The sequence below is a fragment of the Ursidibacter maritimus genome, from assembly GCF_009761395.1.
GTDB lineage: Bacteria > Pseudomonadota > Gammaproteobacteria > Enterobacterales > Pasteurellaceae > Ursidibacter > Ursidibacter maritimus.
In genome coordinates, this window is the sequence record NZ_LEKN01000039.1 from 61176 (window position 1) to 86211 (window position 25036).

Here is a 25036-nt window from a genome sequence, read left to right on the forward strand (position 1 = left end):
AATAATACATAATGGTTATTACAAAAAAATCATCAAATCTTACCGCTTATCTTATTGGCTTAATTTCTGGCGGAATTGGTACGCTCGCTTATTCCCCATTTGACTACTGGGTAGTTGCTTTTCTCTCTGCAATAGGGTTGATTTGGGTAGCAACATTGGCGGAAAAGCGTACTGCGTTAATCGCTACGTTTTTATGGGCGGTTAGTTATTTTGCGATTGGCGTAAATTGGGTTCACGTTAGTATGCTCCAGTTTGGCGGAGTGCCTGAAATTGTCAGTTATCTCGCCGTATTATTGTTAGCCTGTTATTTAGCAATTTATCCTTTATTATTCAGTTACTTATTACAACGCTTTCAGTGGCATAGTCCTTGGATTATAGCCAGTGTCTTTACCTTTGCAGAATACTTTCGAGGTATCGTTTTTACGGGGTTCCCTTGGTTACAATTTGGTTATACACAAATTGATAGCCCCTTTTGGGGAATTGCTCCCTTATTTGGAGTGGAAGGGCTCACCTTTTTTGTGATGCTGATAAGCGGTTATATTGTGTGGATTTTTCGCAAATTTGCAAAAGATCATCAGTATCCAACCGCTTGTACCGCTAAGTTAGTGATGATATTACTTATCGCTTTTACTACAAAGTTTTTCTCTTTTATTGAAATAGATAAGCAGAAAGAGCCTACCACAATTAGCCTTGTTCAAGGAAACATTGAACAGAAAATGAAATGGGATCCAGCACATTTTGATTTTACAGTGCAAACCTACTCTCGTTTAATTCAGCCATTATTAGGTAAGAGTGATATTATTGTATTGCCAGAATCTGCAATTCCAGCGTTAGAACATCAAATTGAGCCGTTACTAACCCAGTTGGATCAAGTTGCTCAGATGAAGCAGAGCGAAATTATTATCGGTACGTTATATCAAAGCCAACAAGGATTATTTAATAGTGCGGTGGTTTTAGGTAACCCTAAAGAACCTTATTCTTTATATAAATCAGCACGTTATAATAAGCATCATCTCGTTCCTTTTGGTGAATATGTACCATTCGGACAATTATTAGATTGGATGAGAGAAGTGTTTATATTACCTATTAACTTATCTCAAGGTGATTTTGTCCAAGCACCATTATTAGTTGCTCAACAGCGTTTTAATATGGCAATTTGCTATGAAATTATTTTTGGTCATCAAGTCCAACAAAATCAAAAGATGCATAATGCCGATTATTTATTGACGATTTCAAATGATGCCTGGTTTGGTGAGAGTCAAGGCCCTTGGCAACATTTTCAAATGACGAGAATGAGAGCATTAGAACTGGGTAAACCACTTATTCGTGCGACAAATACGGGAATTACTGCATTTGTCGATCATTTAGGGAAAGTTATCGCTCAATTGCCGCAGTTTGAAGCGACAACGTTAACGATGAAAATTTCTGCAACTAAAGGTGAAACTTTGTTTGCTCGGTTAGGGCATTGGAGTATTTTTATAATCAGTGGGTTATGCTTATTATTTGGCTTTTTTAAACGCAGAAAAATAAGTGTGTAATTTTTAATCAAATAAACTATTTTTATGAACTTTCCAATAAATTCACGCACTAACACAGCGTGCATTAGAAAGAATCTACGCGTAGAAGTTAGGAGAACGCAAATAGATGAGTGAACAAATAACCGATCAAGCATTGGTTGAACGCGCACAAAAAGGTGATAAAAAAGCATTTAATTTACTCGTCGTACGTTATCAAAATAGAGTAGCAGGGCTGCTAACACGCTATGTCTCACGAGACGACATTCCTGATATTGTGCAAGAATCTTTTATTAAAGCCTATCGTTCATTAGAATCTTTTCGTGGCGAAAGTGCTTTTTATACTTGGCTTTACCGAATTGCTGTAAATACCGCTAAAAATCATTTAACTGCTTTAGGCAGAAGACCTCCTAAAGAAGATATTCTCGCTGAAGATGCTGAAAGTTATGATAGTGGCGTTCAATTAAGAGAAGCAGATACCCCTGAAAATTTGGTGCTATCTGAAGAATTAAAACGTATCGTATTTGATACGATTGAAAACTTACCTGATGAATTAAAAACTGCTATTACTTTGCGGGAAATTGAAGGGTTAAGTTATGAAGAAATTGCGGAGGTGATGCAGTGTCCTGTGGGGACTGTTCGCTCACGAATTTTTAGAGCTAGAGAAGCGATTGATGCGAAAGTTAATCCTTTAATGCAACAGATTTAAATATCATTGGAGTTATCTATGCAACAACGAGAAACACTTTCCGCCTATATGGATGGACATAATGTGAATGGAGAATTTACCGATACATTATGTAAAAGTGAAGAACTACAAAAAAAATGGGCAAGTTATCACGCAGTTCGTAGTGTGATGCGTGGTGAAGATATTCTTTTAGGCAATGATTTCTCTGCGAAGATGGAAGCCTTGCTTGAAAATGAAGAGATTGAAAAATCTGCTGAAAGTGTAAAACCTAAAGGCTTGTTACTCAAATTAAAACGTTGGGGCGCACCATTAATGCAAGCAGGTATTGCAGCTTCTGTATGTTTGATGGCAGTTATAGGTTTTAATACCTTTAATAATGGTGAAGAAGTTGCCACAACTGAACAGCCTACATTACAAACTCTACCATTTACTAATTCTGTTCAACAAGTTAGTTATAATGCACCAGCAAAAGACCAACCAACTGAGCAACAGTTAGAGTATCAACAACGTAGAATCAACGCGTTACTACAAAATCACGAATTACAACGCCGTACAAGTGCAGGTACTGTAGTGTTAAGTGAAGAAGAAAAATCCAAAGCACAAACTTCTTCAACAGAAACAAATAAAAATGAGTAACTTGAATTCTAAAACTAACTGTAACGCTTTATTAAATTAGATATAGAAGATCAGATTTGATCTGGCAATCCACTCTAAAAAATGAGAGTTCCCCCGTTTAGAATATGAGTGTATAAATTCAATCTAAACAAAAAGGAAACTCTCATATTTTATTCTAACAAAAATACAAAACTCGTTTATTAAACTTAGCACAAGAGCAAAGGAATATTTCTAAAGCAAGCTAATAGGAATAGGCTGAGATACATTCTATTAATACAAGGACATGGCTCAACGTTAACCAATCCCTAGCTATCTTAGTTCACAAGATACCTTCTATTTGACGAAAATTAAGGGAACTGAGCATATTTATCAACAGACCTTTATTGATAAGTCGCATTTGCAAAACCGTGTAGGATTAAAACACCTATCACCTCTGTCTTACATAAGACAATCTTACAAGACAAGTGGCATTTAGGAAGAAGATTTAGCGGCATTAAAATGCTGATTTAGATGAATGGTTAATGTATTATAACGATTATTAGGCTCATCAAGGAAAAATGTGTTGTGGTAGAACACCAACGATAACATTACTTAATGGAAAACCGATTTGAACGGGAAAGAATTTAAGCTCAAACTAATCTGACCGAAACTGTAATGTTAAACGGGTACTGTCAGATTAGGTTTGATTTTCTAGAATCAAGCTATTTCAATTGCTCTTCAATAATTCCACCACCTAAGCAAACTTCTCCTTGATAGAAAACAGCGGATTGCCCTGGTGTTACTGCAATTTGTGGTTCATCAAAAACAACTCGAATGTTTTCATCATCAATAGGAATAATTTCACAAGAAATATCTGCCTGGCGATAACGTGTTTTTACAGTACAACGTAAATTTTCTCGAATAGCTTGGCGATCAACCCAATGTAATTGGCTTGCAATTAATCCTGTGGAAAGTAACGCTGAATTATCTTGTCCTTGAGCAACAATCAATACATTATTGATCAGATCTTTTTCAACCACATACCACGCATTTTCACTCGCACCTTTCACTCCACCAATGCCTAAGCCTTTGCGTTGCCCTAGCGTGTGATACATTAAACCATCGTGGCGACCAATAACTTGACCATCCACTGTTTTAATATCTCCCGCTTGTGCAGGTAAATAGCGAGCTAAGAAATCTTTAAATTTCCGTTCACCAATAAAACAAATTCCCGTAGAGTCTTTTTTCTTTGCAGTAGCTAGTCCCAGATCTTCTGCGATAGCCCTTACAATTGGTTTTTCAATGTTTCCCACTGGAAAAAGACTTTGAGCTACCTGCTGTTCACTCAAAGTGTAAAGAAAATAACTCTGATCTTTATTGCTATCTAACCCACGCAGTAATTTAGGTTGCTGATCCAAGGCTGGACGGCGAACATAATGCCCTGTTGCAATAAAATCTGCCCCGAGATCTTCAGCTGCATATTCTAAGAATGCTTTAAACTTGATTTCTTTATTACATAAAATATCCGGGTTAGGTGTCCGACCTTCTTTGTATTCAGCAAGGAAATGTTCAAAAACATTATCCCAATACTCTGCTGCAAAGTTAATTTTATGTAATTTAATCCCTAATTTATCGCAAACTGCTTGAGCATCGGCTAAATCGGCAGCTGCGGTACAATAATCTGTATCGTCATCTTCTTCCCAATTTTTCATAAACAAGCCTTCTACTTGATAGCCTTGTTGTTGCAAAATAAAAGCTGAAACGGAAGAATCTACACCACCCGACATTCCACAAATTACTTTTTTATTTGCGTTTTCCGCCAGTTGCTGTTCTGTTAGTTTAGGAAAATGGTTTTCGTAAGTTTTTGATTTCATTGATTATCTACTATTCTTCGAAAGAAAAAAAATTATTTCTAATACAGGTTTCTAAATCTAGAGTTCTTTCATTAAAAAGTTTAAATAAAAGAGTAATACTATTTCCTTCCAGATGAATAATTTTACCTAGCCCATAATATTGATGTTCAATCAAATTACCTATAAATAAATGTTTGCTAATTTCTTTTCCATAAGATATTTCATATACTTTTTGCAATGGCTCTATTTGATTTAGAACTTTTTTAGTTCTTTTATAAATTTCAGAAACAGAATAGTGTTCACAATACCGGGAACCATAGCATTTCTTATACAAAATACGACATTGCTGGAAATCATCATCAACATAATATTTACACTTGCGTCTATCTCTCTTAGGCTCATCTTCCGCTTTACGAAGATACTCTACGTGCCAAGGAGATCCAGATAACATACCTCTTCTGCTCATTAATTACTCTCAAGTGCTCTAAAAACCTTATATTCTCATCTAAGAAACTAATTCACTCTATTATGTTATATCTCTTGGATAAGCATTTAGCAAGAATATTAATTTGTTCTTTTTTGACTAATATCTTAATCCACTCTGTTGGAATCGCATCAAAGCCATAAAATAACCCAGCTAATCCGCCTGTTACTGCCGCAGTAGTATCTGTATCTAGCCCTAAATTCACTGCTTTTAGTACAGCATCTCGATAGTTATCTGTGGTCAATAAACACCAAATACTCGCTTCTAATGTATGAATAACGTAACCACTACTTTGGATTTCGTCTTCTGAAAGATGTGAAATGTCACCCAAAACTAACCGCTTAAATGGCTCAATTTCTGAAATTTCTACATCTTGGATAAAAGAGGCAATTCTTTCATTAACATTCTGATATGCTATAAATTTGTCATTTTTTTTGAGTAATTCAGCCGCAAACTCCAGATAATACAAACAAGCAAAATGGCTACGAATATGTCTATGCGTTAAGCTAGACACAGCACAGATTGTCGAAAAACGCTCCTTTAAAGGCATATCTTTCACTTCAAAGAGCAAAGGTAAAATTCGCATCAATGCCCCATTGCCATTATCCATTACATCTTTTCCACCACATTCTTGTGCAGGAATGCCCTGAATATATCTTGCTAGAGATTGTCGGGTAATGATTCCAATATCAAAGACTTCATTATATGGTGTCCAATACGCTTGTGTCATCCATTGAACACATTTCTGAGCAATATCCTCTAAGTTAAAGCCATTAGTGAGTGATTCAGCTAGACAAAATGTCATTGAGCTATCATCAGACCAAGTGCCTTCAGGTTGATTATAAGTACCATATCCTTGCATTTCAGTTACAGGATATAAACGCAAATATTCTCGGCTTTTAAATTCAACGGGTACACCTAAAGCATCAGCGACTGAAACACCGAACAAAATAGCTTTGGCTTGTTCATATAAATTAGGATTCGTCATTTTTATCCTATTACTTCACTTCATAAAACTGAGTTTCTTTTTTAGCGAATTTCTGCTCATATTCAACTTTTGCATCTTCATCGCCTGCAGCTAACTTAGCTTGTAAATTATCGCAAGGTTCTTCACAGTCGCACATTTTTTTCATTCCTAGTGCAGTAATACCGCCACAGCTACCTTTAATGGTTTTACCTTTAATAATAAAACCAATCGACATCATAAATACGATAGCAACAAAAAATCCGAAGGTGAGTAAGATAGTTTCCATTTGTTTTCCTTTTATTTGTTATTCTTTAATAAGTTTTTTAAATTCACTCGACATTTTTGTTTCATACTCTTGACCATTTTTAATAATTAAAAATACAGCCAGTTTCTCTCGTTCGGCGACTTCAAGAGCTTTATCTGCACCAAGAACAAATAATCCTGTTGATAAGCCATCAGCTGTCATTGTTGTCGGAGCAAATACCGTAATCGATGCAAGATTATGGCTAATTGGACGTAACATTTTGGGATCAATAATATGTGATAAGCGATTGCCTTGCTCATCTTCAAAATAGTTGCGGTAATTTCCTGATGTTGCCATTCCTAAATTGTGTAATGGTACGGCAATTTGCACAGATGTGCCTTGTGTAAATTCTGGCTTCTCAATCGCTATTGTCCAAGGTTGTTTTTTCAAATTATTACCTTTTCCATAAATCTCACCGCCAATCTCAACAAGATAATTTTCAAGACCCAAGCTATTTAGGTAGTCAGCGACTTTATCCACCCCAAAACCTTTTGCGATCGATGAGAGATCTACATAGAGGTTTGGCTCTTTCTTCTGTAAGAATGCGTTGCCATTTTGTCTGTCATTATTTTCAAAACCAACAATGAGTTTTTCAATCCCTACGGATTTTGCCCTCTCTGCAATTTGTTCTGCCGTTGGAACCTTATTTAAACGTTTATCTGGACCAAACCCCCATAAATTAACCAAAGGACCAATAGTAATATCTAAAGCCCCATCTGTTACTTTATTTAAACGAATACCTTCTTCAACCACTAAAGCAAAATCTTTGGCAACGCTAAATGAGCTATCTACTGTATCATATTGATTAAATTGGCTAATTTGAGATTCTCTTTGATAAGTGGACATTTGGTTATTTACTTCTTTCAAGAGCTCATCTAATTCTTTTTGAATCGCTTCAGGTATCGGTAAGTTCTTTATACTCCCATCATCAATATATTTGACGTGGTAAGTTGTGCCCATTGTTTTCCCTTCCAATAAAACCTGCTCAGGTTCTTTGTTACAAGCGGTGAGTAAAAGGGTAAAGATTGCAAAAGCAAATCCTGCAGATAATTTTTTTATTCTCACAAAAGCTCCTTAAAGACAAAAAATAAGCAAAAAAATATTCAATTGAAATATATTTTTGATTATTTTTTAAATGGTCAAGCGGTCATTTCTTGCAAAAATTTTACACGAACTGACCGCTTATTTAATTTAGATTGTAGTGTTAGCCACCGAAATCATCTAATAAGATGTTTTCATCTTCAACACCAAGATCTTTTAGCATCTTAATTACAGATGCATTCATAATTGGTGGTCCACACATATAGTATTCACAATCTTCTGGCGCTTCGTGATCTTTTAAGTAGTTTTCATAAAGCACGTTGTGAATAAAGCCTGTATAGCCATCCCAGTTATCGCCTGGTTGTGGATCTGAAAGTGCCACGTGCCATTTGAAGTTATCATTTTCAGCTTGTAAGCCATCAAAGTCTTCAACATAGAACATTTCACGTTTTGAACGAGCACCATACCAGAAAGTCATTTTACGTTTAGATTTTAAACGTTTTAACTGGTCAAAAATATGTGAACGCATCGGTGCCATACCTGCACCACCACCGATAAATACCATTTCAGCATCAGTATCTTTCGCGAAGAATTCACCAAATGGACCTGAAATTGTCACTTTATCGCCTGCTTTTAATGACCAGATATAAGATGACATTTGACCTGGTGGTACATCAGGGTTATTTGGCGGTGGCGTAGCGATACGCACGTTCAACATAATAATCCCTTTTTCTTCTGGGTATGAAGCCATTGAATAAGCTCGAATAATTGGCTCATCAACTTTAGAGACATAACGCCATAAGTTAAATTTATCCCAATCTTCGTGATATTCTTTATCGATCAACTCTTTGTAATCTTCATATCTTACCGTATGCGCTGGAGCTTCGATTTGAATATATCCACCTGCACGGAATGGTACTTCTTCGCCTTCTGGAATTTGTAATTTAAGCTCTTTGATAAATGTTGCTTTGTTGTCGTTAGAAATAACGGTACATTGCCATTTTTTTACACCAAAGATCTCTTCTGGTAATTCCACATCCATACTGCTTTTTACGTTTACTTGACAAGCAAGACGATAGCCCTCTTTGGCTTCACGTTTCGTAATGTGTGATAATTCGGTTGGTAAAATTTCACCACCACCGCTTTTCACTTTCACTACACACTGACCGCAAGAACCGCCGCCGCCGCAAGCAGATGATACGAAGATCCCTTTACTTGCAAGAGCACCTAATAATTTCCCACCTGCAGGCAAAGTAATTGCTTTTTCAGCATCACCGTTGATAGAGATCGTGATATCGCCACTGTCCACTAATTTAGATTTAGCAAATAGGATAAGTACTGCAAGCACTAATACAAGGGCAGTAAATACCACGATACCGAAAATAAAATTATCCATTCGATACACTCCTTATAATTGAATGCCTGAGAAAGACATAAAACCAAGTGCCATTAAGCCTGCGGTAATGAAGGTAATACCTAATCCGCGTAAGCCTGCAGGAACATCAGAATATTTCATTTTTTCTGTTAAACCTGCTAATGCCACGATTGCTAACATCCAACCGGTACCAGCACCAATACCATAAACTACCGATTCGCCGAAATTATATTCACGTTGAACCATAAAAGATACCGCACCAAAGATTGCACAGTTTACAGTGATTAATGGTAAGAAAATACCTAATGCACTATAAAGTGCTGGGAAGTATTTATCCAATACCATTTCAAGTACTTGTACAATACCAGCAATTACACCGATAAATGTAATGAAGTTAAGGAAGGTTAAATCCACTCCTTCAATCAATGCACCATCTTTTAAAACGTGTTCATAAACTAATTGGTTAGCAGGAACAGAAATGGCTAATACTACAATTACCGCAATCCCTAAACCAAAAGCGGTTGAAACTTTCTTAGAAACCGCAAGAAATGTACACATTCCAAGGAAGAAAGAAAGTGCCATATTTTCAATAAATACGGACTTAACAAATAAACTTAGATAATGTTCCATATTATTTCTCCACTTGCTCTGGCTTCCACGTTCTTAAGCCCCAGATCAAGAAGCCAATAATAAAGAACGCACTTGGAGCTAATAAGAATAGACCATTTGCTTGGTACCAACCACCATCTTGGATTGTTTGGAATACCGTCATACCAAAGAGTTTACCAGAACCGATCAATTCGCGGATAAACGCTACGATGACAAGAATTGCACCATAACCTAAACCGTTACCAATACCATCTACTAAACTCTCTACCGGACCTGATTTCATAGCAAATGCTTCTGCACGTCCCATTACGATACAGTTGGTAATAATTAAGCCAACGAATACTGAAAGCTGCTTAGAAAGATCGTAAGCATACGCACGTAAAATCTGGTCAACCAAAATTACAAGAGATGCAATAATTGCCATTTGTACAATGATACGGATACTATTTGGAATATAGTTACGAATCATTGCAATAAACATACTTGAGAATCCAGTTACAAGACTTACTGCGATACCCATTACCACAGCTGTTTCAAGTTTAGTTGTTACCGCTAATGCTGAACAGATACCCAAAATTTGCAATGCAATTGGGTTATTATTCACAACAGGTGATAACAATAGGTCTTTAAGTTTATTACTTGCCATTAGTTAGCCCCCGCTTTTAATTTCGCTAAATATGGACCGAAACCATTCGCTCCGAACCAATATTTGAATGAACCATCAACACCCTTAGAGGTTAAGGTTGCACCAGATAAAGCATCAATACCGTGATCTTTATCCGCTGAAGCACCTTTTGCAATACGAATTGCAGATTCACCACTTTCGTTTTGTAATTTCTTACCCACGAAATTCTGTTGCCAACGTGGATTCTCAATTTCGCCACCTAATCCCGGAGTTTCCCCTTGTTCATAGTAAGTAATACCTTTAATAGTATTACCATCTGGCTGTACAGAAACGAAACCATACATTACAGACCATAATCCCGTACCGTAAAATGGTAAAACGATTTGATTTACTTTACCATCGGTGCCTTTCACAAGGTAAACTTCAGCATATTTAGCTCTAACTTTTAAGCCTGCTTGGTCATCTTCTGGGTTAATCGCAATACTTTGAGCTGGATCTTTAATTGCAGTTTTCGCATCAAAATTTGTTATGCCTTCTACATATTCACCTGTTGCAAGATCAACGATCTTAGGTTCAATATTTTTAGCATAAATATCTTTGATATCACCTTTTTTGGTATCTGCTTGTAATAAACCAGCAACACTTAAAATGTTTTTCTGTTTATCTAATTGTTTTTGTTCTTCTTGGGTTGGTTTTAATAACACCGCAGAACCTGCAACAATTAACGAACAGATTAAACTTAATAAAACGACGACGGTAAGTGTTCCGCCAATGCTATCTTTATTAAACTTAGCCATTGCGTGCCTTCCTACGTTTGATATTGCCTTGAACAACAAGGTAATCGAAGATTGGTGCAAATAAGTTAGCAAATAAAATCGCTAACATCATACCTTCTGGGTATGCTGGGTTTGCAACACGAATCAATACGCACATTACCCCAATTAAAATACCATACCACCATTTACCTTTGTTGGTAAATGCAGCAGATACTGGGTCTGTAGCCATAAAGAACATACCTAATGCAAAACCACCTAATACAAGGTGCCAGTGCCAAGGCATTGCAAATAATGGATTCGTATCAGAACCAATAAGGTTAAATAATGTTGCAGTTGCAGCCATACCAATCATTACCCCAGCAATAATTCGCCAAGAAGCGATACGTGCGAAAACAATAATTGCCGCACCAATGATTAGCATTAAGGTTGAAACTTCACCCACAGAACCAGGAATATTTCCTAAGAATGCATCCATCCAAGTAATAGATTGACCTGTTGCAACGTGTTTAAGTGCTGCTTCTCCACCTGCTGCCCATTGAGAAAGCGCAGTTGCACCAGAAAAACCATCTGCTGCAGTCCAAACTAAATCACCTGAAATTTGAGCAGGGTAAGCAAAGAATAAAAACGCACGACCCGCTAATGCTGGGTTCATAAAGTTTTTACCTACACCACCAAATACTTCTTTTGCAACAACAACACCAAAAGTGGCCGCTAAGGCTGCTTGCCATAATGGTAATGTTGGTGGAACAATTAAAGCTAAAAGAATAGAGGTAACAAAGAAACCTTCATTGATTTCGTGTTTACGCACCATTGCAAAAACAACTTCCCAAAAACCACCGACTAAAAAGACGGTAAGATAAATTGGTAGGAAGAAAATTGCACCAAGTGTCATTTTAGCCAACACGCCAGCATCTTGTGATACAACACCTAAGCTGTTTGCTAACGCAAAATGCCAATCGTTATTTACACTATTCGCTAGATTCTGTGCAAAATCACCCATTCCTAATGCTAAGATTGACTGACTTCCCACGTTATACATTCCCCAAAACATAGCTGGAAATAATGCTAACCATACGATTAACATCATTCGTTTTGAGTCAATTGCATCACGAACGTGAGCATCTTTTTGGGTTACTGCACCAGATGTATAAAGGATAGAATACACCGCTTCAAATAAGGTGTACCAATTTTCATACTTCCCACCTTTATGGAAGTGGGGTTCCATTTTATGGAAAAGATCTTTTAAAGCCATTTGATTAACCTTCCTTCTCGATCTTATCTAACGCCTGACGTAGCATTGGTCCATATTCATTTTTGCCTGGGCAAACAAAGGTACAAAGCGCTAAATCTTCTTCATCTAGTTCTAAACACCCTAATGCTTGAGCAGAATCTGTATCACCTACAGCCAAGTCACGAAGTAATAATGTTGGCAGAATATCTAATGGCATAACACGTTCATAAGAACCGATTGGTACCATTGCACGATGTCCACCATTTACTGCGGTTGTGAAGTTAAATAATTTCTTAGTGAAAGCACCTAACACTGTACGTGTAATTGAGAATTTATGTGAGTATGGGGCAATCATTCCAAAGAACTCTTGCTCACGACCTTCAGCAATCACTGAAACTTGTAACGCATAGCGACCTAAATAATCGTGAACGCCAACCGCTTTCGCACCGCTTAACACAGAACCAGAAATCACACGATTTTCACCTGATTTAAGTTCATTGGCAGTTAATTCAGATAATTTAGCACCTAAGCGAGTACGAACTAAACGAGGATTATTTACCTGTGGCCCAGCTAATGCTACCACACGACCTGTATATAACTCACCCGTTGTAAATAACTTACCAATCGCAATCACATCTTGGTAATTCAAATACCACACTTGTTTGGTTAAACTAACAGGATCAATAAAGTGAATGTGTGTACCACTCAGTCCCGCTGGATGTGGACCTGCAAAAGCGGTGACTTTTACATTTGGAACTTCCGCGTTCGGCGTTGTACTGTCAGGTGCACGACACAAATGAATTGTTTTCTCGCCATCAAATAAACGGCTTAATACCGTTAAGCCATCCACGAAATCCTGCTTGTGTTCCTTAAGAACAACTTCAGGATCCGCTGCTAATGGATTAGTATCCATCGCATTCACAAAGATAGATGAAGGCACAGCATCTAATGCAGGCACTTTACTAAATGGACGAGTACGGAATGCTGTCCACAGTCCAGATTCTACTAAATTTTGTTTAACTTGCTCGCTTGTCAAAGACGCAAGGTCAGTTGCCGCATAGCGACTAAAGGTAATTTGCTCATCACCCTCAACTTTAATTACGACTGACTGAAGAACACGTTTCTCGCCACGATTGATTGCCACAATCGTACCGCTTGCAGGTGCAGTAAAAATAACACCAGGATTCTTTTTATCTTCAAAAAGAACTTGACCTTTTTTAACTACATCGCCCTCACGCACCTTCATAGAAGGGCGCATACCCACATATTCTTCGCCAAGCACAGCAACTTCACTAACAGCATTGCCGTTATGGATTACTTGCTCAGGTTTTCCCGAAATAGGGAGATCCAAGCCTTGTTTAATTGTAATCATATTGTTTGCACTACTTTTGTTGGGTTAAAAATATAATTGTAGCAAGCTACAATCGCTTTTATTGAGTCGTGACTAAATTCAAGAATAAACGTTGATTCCCCCACCTATCCTCAAATGCCACATTAAGTTCTCAAATCGGATTTCCATCTTTTTCAATTAAAGATAAAAATAAACGCGTTATTCTACCTGAAAAATGGTATTAAATGCCAGTTTAACCACATTTTTTTAACATTTCAGCCCATAAAATTTGACCTACTTCAAATTTTAAATACAAGGAACCACTATTTTGAAAATAAGCGGTACGAAAAGCAAACTCTTAACCAAGACAAGTAAAATTTGATGCTAGTCAAAAAATCAGGTTAAGAGTAGAATAGTATTAAATTTTCTTATAATGGATTTAACAATGAACATTACCATTTCAGATGCGGCACAAAGCCATTTCCGTAAATTACTTGACCAACAAGAAGAGGGTACAAATATTCGCATATTTGTCGTTAACCCTGGTACACAAACTGCAGAGTGTGGTGTTTCCTATTGCCCACCTAATGCCATAGAAGATACAGATACAGAAGTAAAATTTGAGCAATTTTCTGCTTTTGTCGATGATGTTAGCTTACCTTTCCTTGATGAAGCTGAAATTGATTATGTTACAGATGCAATGGGCGCACAACTCACAATGAAAGCGCCAAATGCTAAAATGAAAAAAGTAGATGATGATGCACCATTTATTGAACGCTTAGATTATGTCATTCAAACTCAAGTTAATCCACAATTAGCAAGTCATGGTGGACGAGTAACGCTGATTGAGATCACTGAAGATAAGTATGCAATTTTACAATTTGGCGGTGGCTGTAATGGCTGTTCAATGGTTGATGTAACCTTAAAAGAAGGGATCGAAAAGCAACTTCTTGCTCTTTTCCCTGATGAACTGGTTGGTGTAAGAGATGTTACTGAGCATCAGCATGGTGAACATTCTTATTACTAATTGATATAAGCCAGTGGGAAAATTAACAACGCTAATTTTCCCACTGTTTTTTAATTTAAAAAACCATTATTGGCATCGGATAAACCATTCTTTGTGGGTAAACTCTAACTTTTACCGCTCTATCGCTATGATTTAAATCTTTGTTATCCTCTTTCGCAGTAGGGCTTACTGTATTACCCGTTCTAATTTTATGCTGATATTCCTGAACAGCTTTCATATCTAACGGAACTGAACTTTGTTGAGAAGGCGTAGAACAAGCCGATAATAATACTAGGGCTGATAATAATAATTTTTTCATTTACTTTCCTTGATATTCCTAAAATAACTGATACGTTGTAATTTCTGCTTAATATAAGGTGACATTGGCTTTACCACTGGGACCAAAGTTTCATCTGGTAACGGGGTTGCTAAAATATCAAGATACATATTACAAACGATCGATAATGAGACATTATGCTGATTTCTAAAGAAATTTTGCATTCGGTAAATTTCAACATCTATTTTATAAGTTTCAGCCAAACTCAAATACTCATCAATTTCACGCCTATTTGCACCAACATTACTAATCACCAAAAGGATATTTGCTATCGGATTTAACCGCATTTGCTGAAATGCCTGTTGAATATCCTTCTTAGCGAATTGTTTTGCTTGTAGATGAGCGTTTTTTGTCCAAGAATAAACACCATCTTTTATCATATATTTATCATTTTCAATATGATAAATAATTGCATTAGAAAAAGTATTTTTAAACTCAATGATCTTTTGATGAGCAAAAGTTGATTTACCTGAACCTGAATGCCCACGAATAATAATGAGCTTTTGCATTGGCTTTCATTAAAATAACAAAAATAGATATAAAAAAGGCACCCGTTAAGGTGCCTATCTCTATTCTGTAAAAATTAAAGAACAGACTTTGCTTTAGCAACTAGTGCTGCGAAAGCAACTTTGTCAAATACTGCGATATCAGCAAGAATCTTACGGTCGATTTCAACAGATGCTTTTTTCAAGCCATTGATGAATTTGCTGTAAGATAAACCATTTTGACGAGCTGCAGCGTTGATACGAGCAATCCATAATTGACGGAATTGACGTTTACGCTGACGGCGGTCACGGTAAGCATATTGTGCAGCTTTAACTACTGCTTGGAAAGCAACGCGATACACGCGTGAACGTGCACCATAATAACCTTTAGCAGCCTTAAGAACTTTCTTATGGCGTGCTCTTGCAATAACACCACGTTTTACACGAGCCATTATTTAATCTCCTAATTTGTCTATTTCGTTTTAATGAACACAAAACATTGTGTCCTACTAAGAATCTCTAAAGTACGTTTAACTTACTTAACGCCTTACGCGTATGGTAAGCACGCTACGACTAATACTTGGTCTGCTTTCGCTACCATTGATTTGTGACGTAAGTGACGTTTACGTTTAGTGGTTTTCTTAGTCAAAATGTGACGTAAGTGAGATTGTTTACGTTTGAAACCGCCAGAAGCTGTTTTCTTGAAACGCTTCGCAGCACCACGTACTGTTTTAATTTTAGGCATTGTTTAAAAACTCCGCATTGTTTTTGTTAATAACCAATAATTAGGCGAAAACAAGCGATGGGATTCGCAAAATATTTTGCAAATCCAACCACTTACTTTACTTGATTTGCACTAATTACTTCTTCTTAGGGGCAAGCACCATTACAACTTGGCGACCTTCAAGTTTGCCAGGGGCAGATTCTACCACTGCAATCTCGGCTAAATCGTTTTTAACACGCTCTAGCACGTCCATACCAATTTCTTGGTGAGCCATCTCACGTCCGCGGAAACGAACAGTGATTTTAGCTTTATCCCCATCTTCTAAAAAGCGAATCAGGCTGCGTAGTTTTACCTGATAGTCGCCTTCGTCTGTACCAGGACGGAATTTAATTTCCTTCACTTGTACAACTTTCTGCTTTTTCTTCTGCTCTTTTGCAGCTTTTTCTTTCTCGTAGATGAACTTACCATAGTTCATAATACGACAAACCGGTGGTTCAGCATTTGGGCTAATTTCAACTAAGTCTAACTCAGCTTCTTCAGCTTTTGCTAATGCTTCTTGAATTGATACAATACCAAGTTGTTCGCCATCTTGATCAGTTAAACGAACCTCTTTTACGCGAATTTCATCATTAAGACGATGAGCGCGATTTGTCTGAACACGTTTTACAGGTTTAATAGTCCTATTCCTCTAGTAAATTTTTCTAACGATCATACCGCTTGCAGAAGATATGATTCCTTTTTATACGCCCTAAATAGAGCAAAACGGGCAAGATTCTACGAGATTTCATACTTTGATGCAAGGAAAATCATCATCTTATTCCTAAAGATAATTTCAATAATCTTGCCACATTCTCAGCGGTTGAAATTAAATTATCACTCCCAGCTTTCAATGTTGCATCTAGTGAATCTAACTGTTGAATAATCGGAAATACTGCATCAATACCATATTGATAAACAACAGGGTAATCTTCTTTAAGACACCCTGTTATTGCAATAACAGGTTTTGCGTATTGCTTAGCTACCTTAGCAACACCAATGGGCGTTTTGCCTGAAATAGATTGGGCATCCATTCTACCTTCTCCTGTAATGACTAAATCTGCGGTTTGAATTTTATCGGCTAATGCTACCGCATCAATTACAATTTCAACTCCAGATTGTAATTTGATGTTTGGTAACAGTAATAAGCCTCCGCCCATTCCTCCTGCTGCTCCTGCACCACGTTTTTCCGCAATATTTAAACCCAATTGGCTTTCCACTTTTTTTGCAAAATGGTGCAAAGCACGATCAAGAATATCGACCATTTCCGCCGTTGCTCCTTTTTGTGGACCAAAAATAGCAGATGCCCCCCTCTCGCCACATAGAGGATTATTAACATCACAAGCGACTTCAAACTCAACGTTAGCCAACCTAGCATCAAGAGAAGATAGGTCAATACTCTCAATCTGAGCGAGTTGCTCCCCCCCGAAGCCAATTTCTTTTCCTGCATGATCTTTAAATTGTCCGCCTAATGCTTGTAGCATCCCTGCTCCACCATCATTAGTCGCACTTCCACCTATCCCCAATATAATTTTGGAAACACCTTGATCAAGGGCTGCTTTAATCAACTGTCCAGTACCATAGCTAGTGGTTTTCAATGGATTGCGATGTTCAACTGGCACAAGATGCAAACCTGAAGCTTCAGCCATCTCAATAAAGGCAACTTGGCGATCTTTTGATATACCCCAAACCGCATCAACTACATTACCAAGCGGTGCAATAACCGAAGTTTTTTGCAAATTTCCCGATGTGGCATCTGTTAAAGATTGAACTGTACCTTCACCACCATCAGCCATTGGCACTAATTGATAATTAGCATTTGGATATACACGCCTAAACCCAATCTCGATAGCTTTAGCAACTTCTAAGGCACTCAAACTTTCTTTAAAAGAGTCAGGGGCAATAACAATGTTCATTGAATATCCTTATGAAAAATAACACGAAAACTGATGCCTTTCTACACATCCGCTTTTTAAATTAAGCCCTCACCGAATAAACCTTAAACTTATTAGATTTTGCTAATAGCTGATGTGAGCCAAAAGCTTGGTCTAATAAGTCGGGGTAAGGTAAAAAGGCGTTGGCGACAATACGCAATTCACCGCCTTTGTTTAAGTGTTGTTTTGCCTGCGCAATAAGGGTTTCGACTGCACGGTAAGCGGTGTCGATACCATCGTGAAATGGAGGGTTAGAAATGATTAAATCGAAACGACAGTCAATATGAGAAAAGATATCACTGGCTAAAACTTCTCCTTCTAGCCCATTTTCAACTAGTGTTCGTTGACTAGAATGGATTGCCATTGCGTGAATATCCGACATTGTAAGCTTAATTTGGGGGAATTGTTGTTTTAAAGCAGCTCCGATAACACCTGAACCACAGCCTAGATCTAGCACTTTGCCTTTTAATCCATCTGATTTTGTGAACGTAGAAAGCAATAATTTTGATCCTGTATCCAATTCCGCAGAGCTAAATACCGCTGGCAATGAATAGACCATTAAATCTTCTAAGCGGTAAGATTTCCAGAATTTTTTACGATCAAAGTTCGGTTTTTCGTTTAATGCAAAATGATACAAACCACAACGGCGTGCAGAGTCAATTTTGGCAATTTCACCAAGTGGAGCAAGCATTGTTTCAACAGAGCGAACGCCAGCTCTATTCTCGCCAATAATCAATAATTCTTGCCCAATTGGTGCGCTAGAAAGCCATTGTAATAATTGGAATTGGCATTCTTGCTTATTTTTAGTCCAGTAAAACACCGCTAGATCTGCGGATTGCTCACATTCCAACCCAAATATCACATCTTTATGTTGATTTGCATAATCAAAATAGCTTGAGAAAACCGCAATATTTGTGGCTTTTGCACGAATGAGATCAGCAAAACGATCTCGTACATCACCAAATAATAAAATACTTTTATTTTCAAATAACGCTAAATGACGTTCCAATACTTCACTTTCAAGAGATAACATAATTTTTCACTTTTTACTTAAAATAATTTCCGCATTTTACCGACTTTTGCTACCATTCCCCACAACTTTATGAGGAAATATGATGAATCGGCGAGATTTTCTGTTACAAGAGATGAATATTACCCAGTGGGTGCTAACCAAACCACAGGTATTAAAGGGCGATGCACAAATTCGCCTAGCGCCACATATTAAATTTGTGGTGGTTTGCGAAGAAGATCATCAACATACAGGGTTATTTCAAGATATCTTGCGAGCCTTGGGTTTAAATACCAAACAATATCAATGGCTTAATATGGAGCAAGCAGTCCGTCTTGCCTTAACCCATTCGCCTTATTTTTGGTTGATTCAACCTAAACAACAAGCGGTAGCTTTTACAAAAAAATTTGCAAATCAAACCGCTTGGCATAATCTGTCTTGGCAAGAACTACAACAAACAGCACATAAACGCCAATTTTGGCAACAGATTGAACCATTCACCCTAAATACTGAAAATGACTGTAATTAGCCCTATTAGCGATAGCGACTTTAACCGCCTGTTTGAAATTGAACAACAAGCCCATTTAGTGCCTTGGAGTAAAGGAACATTGCTCAACAACCAAGGTGAACGTTATCTTAATCTAAAACTCTCCGTTGAAAATCAAATTGTTGCCTTTGCGATTTGCCAAAAAGTGTTAGATGAAGCAACATTATTTAACATTGCCGTTGCCCCAGAATTTCAAGGAAAAGGCTATGGAAAAAAATTGCTCGAATCGCTTATTCAACAATTACAACAACAGAATGTGCTGACTTTATGGCTTGAAGTACGAGAATCCAATCAAACTGCTCGCCAACTTTACGATAAATTAGGCTTTAATGAAGTTACCTTACGCAAAAATTACTACCCTACTCCAACAGGTGAGCGAGAGAATGCGGTTGTAATGGCACTTTATCTTTAATCCAACTGATCTACTCAAAGATGATAGAATAAGCGGTCAGTTCCAATAATTATTTTACAATGAGACATTTATGAATACCCCAACTTTTGAAGCATTAGATTTAAGTCCAGAATTACTCAAAGCATTAGCGAAAAAAGGCTATAACCGCCCAACTAGTATCCAACAACAAACTATCCCAGCAGCACTTGAAGGCAGAGATGTGTTAGGCTCAGCACCAACAGGGACAGGAAAAACTGCGGCATTTTTACTCCCAGCTATCCAACACTTACTCGATCATCCACGTCGTAAACCAGGGCCACCTCGCATTTTAGTCCTAACACCAACGCGTGAGTTAGCAATGCAAGTGGCAGAACAGGCAGAAGAATTGGCTCAATTTACCAATTTGAAAATTGCGACTATTACAGGTGGTGTGGCTTATCAGAACCACGGTGAAGTGTTTAATACCAACCAAGATCTTGTGGTGGCAACACCAGGACGCTTATTACAATATATCAAGGAAGAAAATTTCGACTGCCGTTCTGTTGAAGTACTGATCTTTGACGAAGCCGACCGAATGCTACAAATGGGATTTGGTCAAGATGCAGAGACTATCGCAGCCGAAACTCGTTGGCGTAAATACACTTGGTTATTCTCAGCAACCCTTGAAGGCGAATTATTAGTAGATTTTGCTCAACGTATTTTAACTAATCCACTAGAAATTGATGCCGAACCAAGCCGTAGAGAACGTAAGAAAATCCAACAATGGTATTATCACGCCGATAGTCTTGAACATAAAACTAAATTATTAGCTCGCATCATTAGTAATTTTGAAGTTGAACGTGGTATCGTTTTTGTTCGCCGCCGTGAAGCAGTACGAGAATTAAGTGAAACCTTGCGTAAACGTGGTATTCGCTCGACCTATTTAGAAGGAGAAATGGCACAAACACAACGTAATCAGTCGATTACACGCTTAAAAGAAGGTGTTGTTAATGTATTGGTAGCCACAGATGTTGCCGCTCGTGGCATAGACATTGATGATGTCGATTTTGTGATTAATTTTGATTTGCCATATAGTGCAGATACCTATTTACATCGTATTGGACGTACAGCTCGTGCAGGAAAAAAAGGCTCAGCCATTTCTTTAGTTGAAGCTCACGATTATAAATTACTGGGTAAAATCCAACGCTATACCGAAGAAGTGTTGAAACCTCGTTTGATTGATGGTTTAGAACCTCGTACTAAAGCACCGAAAGATGGTGAAATTGTGAGTGTAACGAAAAAAGAAAAAGCACGCATTAAGAAGAAAAAAGAAGATAAAAAAGAGGCTGCGAAGAAGAAAGTAAAAGTGCGCCATAAAGATACCAAAAATATTGGTAAACGAAGAAAGCCAACGACAGAACAGAAATCTGAATCATAAAATACAAGGTATAATGGACAAAATGATTACTAATTTTAAGGAATCAGATCAAGTCTGATCTTCTACAGACTGCTGATAAGAAGAAATTTTAGCCATATTTTGTCGATTATCCTTCAACTTAACAATAATACGCCAAGCCCAACCAACCGCTTGTAGATAATTTTGTTGTTCATTGCCACGAAAAAACGGATAATACGACCTATTTTTGTGATAAATGTGTGGGATATGGTTGAATATATTTTATTAATTATTAGTACCGCCTTAATCAACAACTTCGTGTTGGTTAAATTTCTTGGGCTTTGTCCATTTATGGGGGTATCTAAAAAAGTTGAAACTGCAATCGGTATGGGAATGGCAACCACCTTTGTCTTGACTGTTGCTTCACTTTCAGCCTATTTGGTCGAAACATTTATTCTCACTCCATTAGACGCTCATTTTCTGCGTACTTTAGTCTTCATTTTAGTGATAGCGGTCATTGTACAGCTCACTGAAATGATCATTCATAAAACAAGCCCGACACTTTATCGCTTATTAGGTATTTATTTGCCACTTATTACTACTAATTGTGCTGTACTTGGTGTGGCTTTACTCAATGTAAATTTAGCCAATAATTTAGTGGAATCCGTCTTATATGGATTTGGTGCTGCTGCTGGTTTTTCACTGGTTCTCGTATTATTTTCAGCTCTGCGTGAGCGTTTAGCTGCCGCTGATGTCCCCGCTTCATTTCAAGGGGCATCAATTGCATTAATTACCGCAGGCTTAATGTCATTAGCCTTTATGGGCTTTACTGGTTTAGTCAAAATCTGATGATAGATTCTCAAATTATTTATTACATCATTGGTATTATTGCCCTTATCGCCCTTATTTTTGGTGCGGTGCTGGGATACTCGTCCATTAAATTAAAAGTGGAAGCCGATCCTATTGTTGAGCAAATTGATGCCCTATTACCGCAAAGCCAATGTGGGCAATGTGGTTATCCTGGTTGTAAGCCTTATGCGGAAGCCATTGCAAATGGTGATGTGATCACAAAATGTGTGCCAGGTGGTCCACCATTAGTGGTTAAAATTGCCGATTTAATGGGAGTTGATGTACCTGAAATGGAAGGTGAAACCCCAGAAACAAAAGTTGCCCTTATCCACGAAGATATGTGTATTGGCTGCACAAAATGTATTCAGGCTTGCCCTGTTGATGCGATTATCGGCACGAATAAAGCAATGCACACTGTGATTGCCGATCTCTGTACAGGATGTGAACTATGCGTTGCACCTTGCCCAACCGATTGTATTGAAATGATTTCAGAGAAAAAAACCACTCAAAATTGGAATTGGAAATTTGATGCGAATTTAGTCATCCCGATTCTTAATACCACAGAATTAGAAAAAAGAATGGTTGTCGGCAATAAGACCTTTGAAACAGAAAATATTGGGGGAACTGATGTTAATGCAAAATGATGTGTTAGATCGTATCCGTCAACAGAAATTATGGGATTTCCCTGGCGGTATTCATCCACCAGAAATGAAGCAACAATCAAATCAAAAACCGATTCGAACGCTCCATTTACCCAAATATTTTTATGTTCCAGTGGTACAACACTCAGGAAGTGCTGGTGATCTGATCGTGAATGTCGGCGATCTTGTTCTAAAAGGACAAGCTCTCACTCGAGGCGAACATTACCGCCAATTACCTGTACACAGTCCAACATCGGGTAAAATTATCGCCATTCAGCCTTATGTTTCTTGCCACCCTTCTGGTATTCCAGAGCAGACAGTAGTAATTGAAACAGACGGAAAAGATCAATGGATTGAACGCAAACCGATTGATGATTTCTTAAGTTTAACCGGCGAACAAATTATCGAAAAAGTCTATCAAGCTGGGATTGCAGGCTTAGGCGGTGCGGTATTCCCGACATCAAGCAAATTGCAATATGCTGATAAACGTTGCAAAGTCTTAATTATCAATGGTGCAGAGTGTGAACCTTATATCACTTGTGATGATAGATTGATGCAAGATTATACCGCAGAGATGATAGAAGGCATTCGTATCTTACGTTATGTTCTTCGCCCCGAAGAAGTGGTGCTTGCGATTGAAGATAATAAACCTAAAGCAATACAAGCGGTTAAAAAAGCCTTAAAAGGTGCAAATGATATTTGCGTAAGAGTTATTCCCACCAAATATCCATCTGGAGCAAGCGATCAACTCGTGCAAATTCTCACTGGACTAGAAATCCCACAAGGTAAACGCACCATTGAAATGGGCATTGTAATGCACAATGTCGGCACTGCTTTTGCGGTGAAACGTGCGATTATTGATGATGAGCCTTTAATTGAACGTGTGGTTACGCTGACAGGCGATAAAATTCGCAATAAAGGCAATGTGTGGGCAAGACTAGGTACACCAGTTATCCATTTATTAGAACAGGTTGATTACCAAGCCGATGAACGTTTTCCTGTCTTTTTAGGTGGGCCAATGATGGGCTTTATTCTGCCATCTTTGCAAGCTCCCGTCACCAAAACAGCAAACTGTTTAATTGCACCTGATCATTTTGAGTACGCGCCACCGCAAGCAGAACGAAGCTGTATTCGTTGTTCAAGCTGTTCTGATGCTTGTCCTGTTGGCTTATTGCCTCAACAGCTTTACTGGTTTGCTCGTGCTGACGATCACGATAAATCAAAAGAATATCATCTTGATGCTTGTATTGAATGTGGTATTTGTGCTTACGTTTGCCCAAGCTATATTCCGCTTATTCAATATTTCCGCCAAGAAAAAACCAAAATTCACGAGATTGAAGAAAAAGCTCGCAAAGCGGAAGAAGCCAAACAACGATTTGAAGCAAGAGAAGCTCGTTTAAATAAAGAAAAAGAGGCAAGAACTGCCCGTATTCAAGAGGCAGCAGAAAAACGCCGAGAAGAAGTTGCCAACAGTGTTGGGGAAGACCCCGTTAAAGCAGCACTTGAGCGTCTGAAGGCGAAAAAAGCGGAAAATACCGCAAGCAACGATGGGCAATCAGCTCCGACTATTCAAGCCAAAGCAAATGGAGAGCCGGATAATAGTGAGTTAATGGCACAACGTAGAGCAAGACGTTTAGCAAAACAAGCTCAACAAACAGAAAGTGCTGAACCACAAAATGCAAATGTTGAAACGTCTGCAACAGCTGCAACTGAAACGCCAGCGGAAACCGATCCACGCAAAGCCGCTGTGGCAGCTGCACTGGCAAGAGCGAAAGCAAGAAAAGAAGCTCAACAAGCGGTCAGTTCCGAGCCACAAAATGCAAAAGTGGAAACAACCACAGCAGTTGCGACCGAAACGCCAGCAGAAACCGATCCACGCAAAGCCGCTGTAGCGGCTGCTATCGCAAGGGCCAAAGCAAGAAAAGAAGCTCAACAAGCGGTCAGTTCCGAGCCACAAAATGCAAAAGTGGAAACAACCACAGCAGTTGCGACCGAAACGCCAGCGGAAACTGACCCACGCAAAGCCGCTGTGGCAGCTGCTATCGCAAGAGCTAAAGCGAAAAAAGAAGCTCAACAAGCGGTCAGTTCCGAGCCACAAAATGCAAAAGTGGAAGCAACCGCAACAGTTGCCACCGAAATGCCAACGGAAGCCGATCCACGCAAAGCCGCTGTGGCGGCGGCTATCGCAAGAGCTAAAGCGAAAAAAGAAGCTCAACAAGCGGTCAGTTCCGAGCCACAAAATGCAAAAGTGGAAGCAACCGCAACAGTTGCAACTGAAACACCAGTGGAAACCGATCCACGCAAAGCCGCT

Annotated in this window: 28 protein-coding genes; 10 read left to right on the forward strand and 18 right to left on the reverse strand. The window is 38.3% G+C overall.

The features are described 5' to 3' along the window. The first annotated feature begins 11 nt into the window (after positions 1-11). The 3 genes from lnt (at position 12) to A1D26_RS09370 (ending at position 2838) form a co-directional block, all read left to right on the forward strand. Entirely contained in the window at positions 12-1538 is a 1527-nt protein-coding gene (lnt, locus tag A1D26_RS09360; RefSeq protein WP_157403749.1) for an apolipoprotein N-acyltransferase, read from the forward strand. A 106-nt stretch (positions 1539-1644) separates the two neighbouring features. Next, positions 1645-2223, forward strand: a complete 579-nt coding sequence (rpoE, locus tag A1D26_RS09365) for an RNA polymerase sigma factor RpoE (RefSeq protein ID WP_157403750.1) — start codon at positions 1645-1647, stop codon at positions 2221-2223. 18 nt (positions 2224-2241) lie between these two features. Continuing rightward, entirely contained in the window at positions 2242-2838 is a 597-nt protein-coding gene (locus A1D26_RS09370) for a sigma-E factor negative regulatory protein (RefSeq protein ID WP_157403751.1), read from the forward strand. A 680-nt stretch (positions 2839-3518) separates the two neighbouring features. On the opposite strand, the gene mnmA is transcribed toward A1D26_RS09370, so the two are convergent. The 11 genes from mnmA to A1D26_RS09425 all read right to left on the reverse strand — a co-directional run bounded on the left by mnmA (position 3519) and on the right by A1D26_RS09425 (position 13433). Then, positions 3519-4670 (reverse strand): tRNA 2-thiouridine(34) synthase MnmA, encoded by a 1152-nt coding sequence (mnmA, locus tag A1D26_RS09375; RefSeq protein ID WP_157403752.1) that lies wholly within the window; start codon positions 4668-4670, stop codon positions 3519-3521. 10 nt (positions 4671-4680) lie between these two features. After that, the gene (locus A1D26_RS09380; RefSeq protein WP_157403753.1) at positions 4681-5115 is read right to left on the reverse strand and encodes a hypothetical protein; all 435 of its coding nucleotides are present in this window, start codon (positions 5113-5115) and stop codon (positions 4681-4683) included. A 52-nt stretch (positions 5116-5167) separates the two neighbouring features. Beyond that, on the reverse strand, positions 5168-6121 hold the full coding sequence (locus A1D26_RS09385; protein ID WP_157403754.1) for an ADP-ribosylglycohydrolase family protein: 954 nt from the start codon (positions 6119-6121) through the stop codon (positions 5168-5170). 10 nt (positions 6122-6131) lie between these two features. Next, a complete protein-coding gene (gene nqrM, locus A1D26_RS09390; protein ID WP_157403755.1) occupies positions 6132-6386 on the reverse strand; it encodes a (Na+)-NQR maturation NqrM in 255 nt (84 codons plus the stop codon). A gap of 18 nt (positions 6387-6404) precedes the next feature. Further along, positions 6405-7463, reverse strand: a complete 1059-nt coding sequence (locus tag A1D26_RS09395; RefSeq protein WP_232516824.1) for an FAD:protein FMN transferase — start codon at positions 7461-7463, stop codon at positions 6405-6407. 145 nt (positions 7464-7608) lie between these two features. After that, positions 7609-8841, reverse strand: a complete 1233-nt coding sequence (gene nqrF / locus A1D26_RS09400; protein WP_157403756.1) for an NADH:ubiquinone reductase (Na(+)-transporting) subunit F — start codon at positions 8839-8841, stop codon at positions 7609-7611. Positions 8842-8853: 12 nt separating this feature from the next. Beyond that, positions 8854-9450 (reverse strand): NADH:ubiquinone reductase (Na(+)-transporting) subunit E, encoded by a 597-nt coding sequence (nqrE, locus tag A1D26_RS09405; RefSeq protein ID WP_157394175.1) that lies wholly within the window; start codon positions 9448-9450, stop codon positions 8854-8856. Position 9451: 1 nt separating this feature from the next. Further along, positions 9452-10075, reverse strand: a complete 624-nt coding sequence (locus A1D26_RS09410; RefSeq protein ID WP_157403757.1) for an NADH:ubiquinone reductase (Na(+)-transporting) subunit D — start codon at positions 10073-10075, stop codon at positions 9452-9454. After that, a complete protein-coding gene (locus A1D26_RS09415; RefSeq protein ID WP_157403758.1) occupies positions 10075-10851 on the reverse strand; it encodes a Na(+)-translocating NADH-quinone reductase subunit C in 777 nt (258 codons plus the stop codon). Before A1D26_RS09415 ends, A1D26_RS09410 begins: the two co-directional genes overlap by 1 nt. Further along, a complete protein-coding gene (locus tag A1D26_RS09420) occupies positions 10844-12082 on the reverse strand; it encodes an NADH:ubiquinone reductase (Na(+)-transporting) subunit B (RefSeq protein ID WP_157403759.1) in 1239 nt (412 codons plus the stop codon). The genes A1D26_RS09415 and A1D26_RS09420 overlap by 8 nt, the downstream gene beginning before the upstream one ends. Before the next feature lie 4 nt (positions 12083-12086). Next, positions 12087-13433 carry a Na(+)-translocating NADH-quinone reductase subunit A gene (locus A1D26_RS09425; protein WP_157403760.1) on the reverse strand — a complete coding sequence of 449 codons (1347 nt, stop codon included), beginning with the start codon at positions 13431-13433 and terminating at the stop codon, positions 12087-12089. Positions 13434-13824: 391 nt separating this feature from the next. Here A1D26_RS09425 and nfuA point away from each other — a divergent pair, with 391 nt between their 5' ends. Further along, positions 13825-14418 (forward strand): Fe-S biogenesis protein NfuA, encoded by a 594-nt coding sequence (gene nfuA / locus A1D26_RS09430; RefSeq protein ID WP_157403761.1) that lies wholly within the window; start codon positions 13825-13827, stop codon positions 14416-14418. Positions 14419-14473: 55 nt separating this feature from the next. Here nfuA and A1D26_RS09435 read toward each other — a convergent pair whose 3' ends face one another. The 7 genes from A1D26_RS09435 to rsmC all read right to left on the reverse strand — a co-directional run bounded on the left by A1D26_RS09435 (position 14474) and on the right by rsmC (position 18946). Beyond that, positions 14474-14716, reverse strand: coding sequence for a hypothetical protein (locus A1D26_RS09435; protein WP_157403762.1), 243 nt, complete (start codon positions 14714-14716; stop codon positions 14474-14476). Continuing rightward, positions 14713-15243 (reverse strand): hypothetical protein, encoded by a 531-nt coding sequence (locus A1D26_RS09440; protein ID WP_157403763.1) that lies wholly within the window; start codon positions 15241-15243, stop codon positions 14713-14715. Before A1D26_RS09440 ends, A1D26_RS09435 begins: the two co-directional genes overlap by 4 nt. Positions 15244-15317: 74 nt before the next feature. Further along, positions 15318-15671, reverse strand: coding sequence for a 50S ribosomal protein L20 (rplT, locus tag A1D26_RS09445; protein ID WP_157403764.1), 354 nt, complete (start codon positions 15669-15671; stop codon positions 15318-15320). 95 nt (positions 15672-15766) lie between these two features. Next, positions 15767-15964, reverse strand: a complete 198-nt coding sequence (gene rpmI / locus A1D26_RS09450) for a 50S ribosomal protein L35 (protein ID WP_005596065.1) — start codon at positions 15962-15964, stop codon at positions 15767-15769. A gap of 115 nt (positions 15965-16079) precedes the next feature. Then, a complete protein-coding gene (gene infC, locus A1D26_RS09455) occupies positions 16080-16619 on the reverse strand; it encodes a translation initiation factor IF-3 (RefSeq protein ID WP_157395042.1) in 540 nt (179 codons plus the stop codon). A gap of 133 nt (positions 16620-16752) precedes the next feature. Beyond that, entirely contained in the window at positions 16753-17895 is a 1143-nt protein-coding gene (locus tag A1D26_RS09460; RefSeq protein ID WP_157403765.1) for a glycerate kinase, read from the reverse strand. A 61-nt stretch (positions 17896-17956) separates the two neighbouring features. Then, positions 17957-18946 carry a 16S rRNA (guanine(1207)-N(2))-methyltransferase RsmC gene (rsmC, locus tag A1D26_RS09465; RefSeq protein WP_157403766.1) on the reverse strand — a complete coding sequence of 330 codons (990 nt, stop codon included), beginning with the start codon at positions 18944-18946 and terminating at the stop codon, positions 17957-17959. Between the two features lie 82 nt (positions 18947-19028). Here rsmC and A1D26_RS09470 point away from each other — a divergent pair, with 82 nt between their 5' ends. The 6 genes from A1D26_RS09470 to rsxC form a co-directional block, all read left to right on the forward strand. Then, positions 19029-19451 (forward strand): DNA polymerase III subunit psi, encoded by a 423-nt coding sequence (locus tag A1D26_RS09470; protein ID WP_157403775.1) that lies wholly within the window; start codon positions 19029-19031, stop codon positions 19449-19451. Then, a complete protein-coding gene (gene rimI, locus A1D26_RS09475; RefSeq protein ID WP_157403767.1) occupies positions 19438-19881 on the forward strand; it encodes a ribosomal protein S18-alanine N-acetyltransferase in 444 nt (147 codons plus the stop codon). Before A1D26_RS09470 ends, rimI begins: the two co-directional genes overlap by 14 nt. 70 nt (positions 19882-19951) lie before the next feature. Continuing rightward, positions 19952-21277 carry an ATP-dependent RNA helicase SrmB gene (gene srmB, locus A1D26_RS09480; RefSeq protein ID WP_157403768.1) on the forward strand — a complete coding sequence of 442 codons (1326 nt, stop codon included), beginning with the start codon at positions 19952-19954 and terminating at the stop codon, positions 21275-21277. A gap of 225 nt (positions 21278-21502) precedes the next feature. Further along, positions 21503-22084 (forward strand): electron transport complex subunit RsxA, encoded by a 582-nt coding sequence (rsxA, locus tag A1D26_RS09485; protein ID WP_157403769.1) that lies wholly within the window; start codon positions 21503-21505, stop codon positions 22082-22084. Then, positions 22084-22728, forward strand: a complete 645-nt coding sequence (gene rsxB / locus A1D26_RS09490) for an electron transport complex subunit RsxB (RefSeq protein WP_157403770.1) — start codon at positions 22084-22086, stop codon at positions 22726-22728. Before rsxA ends, rsxB begins: the two co-directional genes overlap by 1 nt. After that, on the forward strand, positions 22712-25036 hold a 2325-nt coding region (gene rsxC / locus A1D26_RS09495), incomplete at its 3' end, for an electron transport complex subunit RsxC (protein WP_408647474.1). The genes rsxB and rsxC, both read left to right, overlap by 17 nt.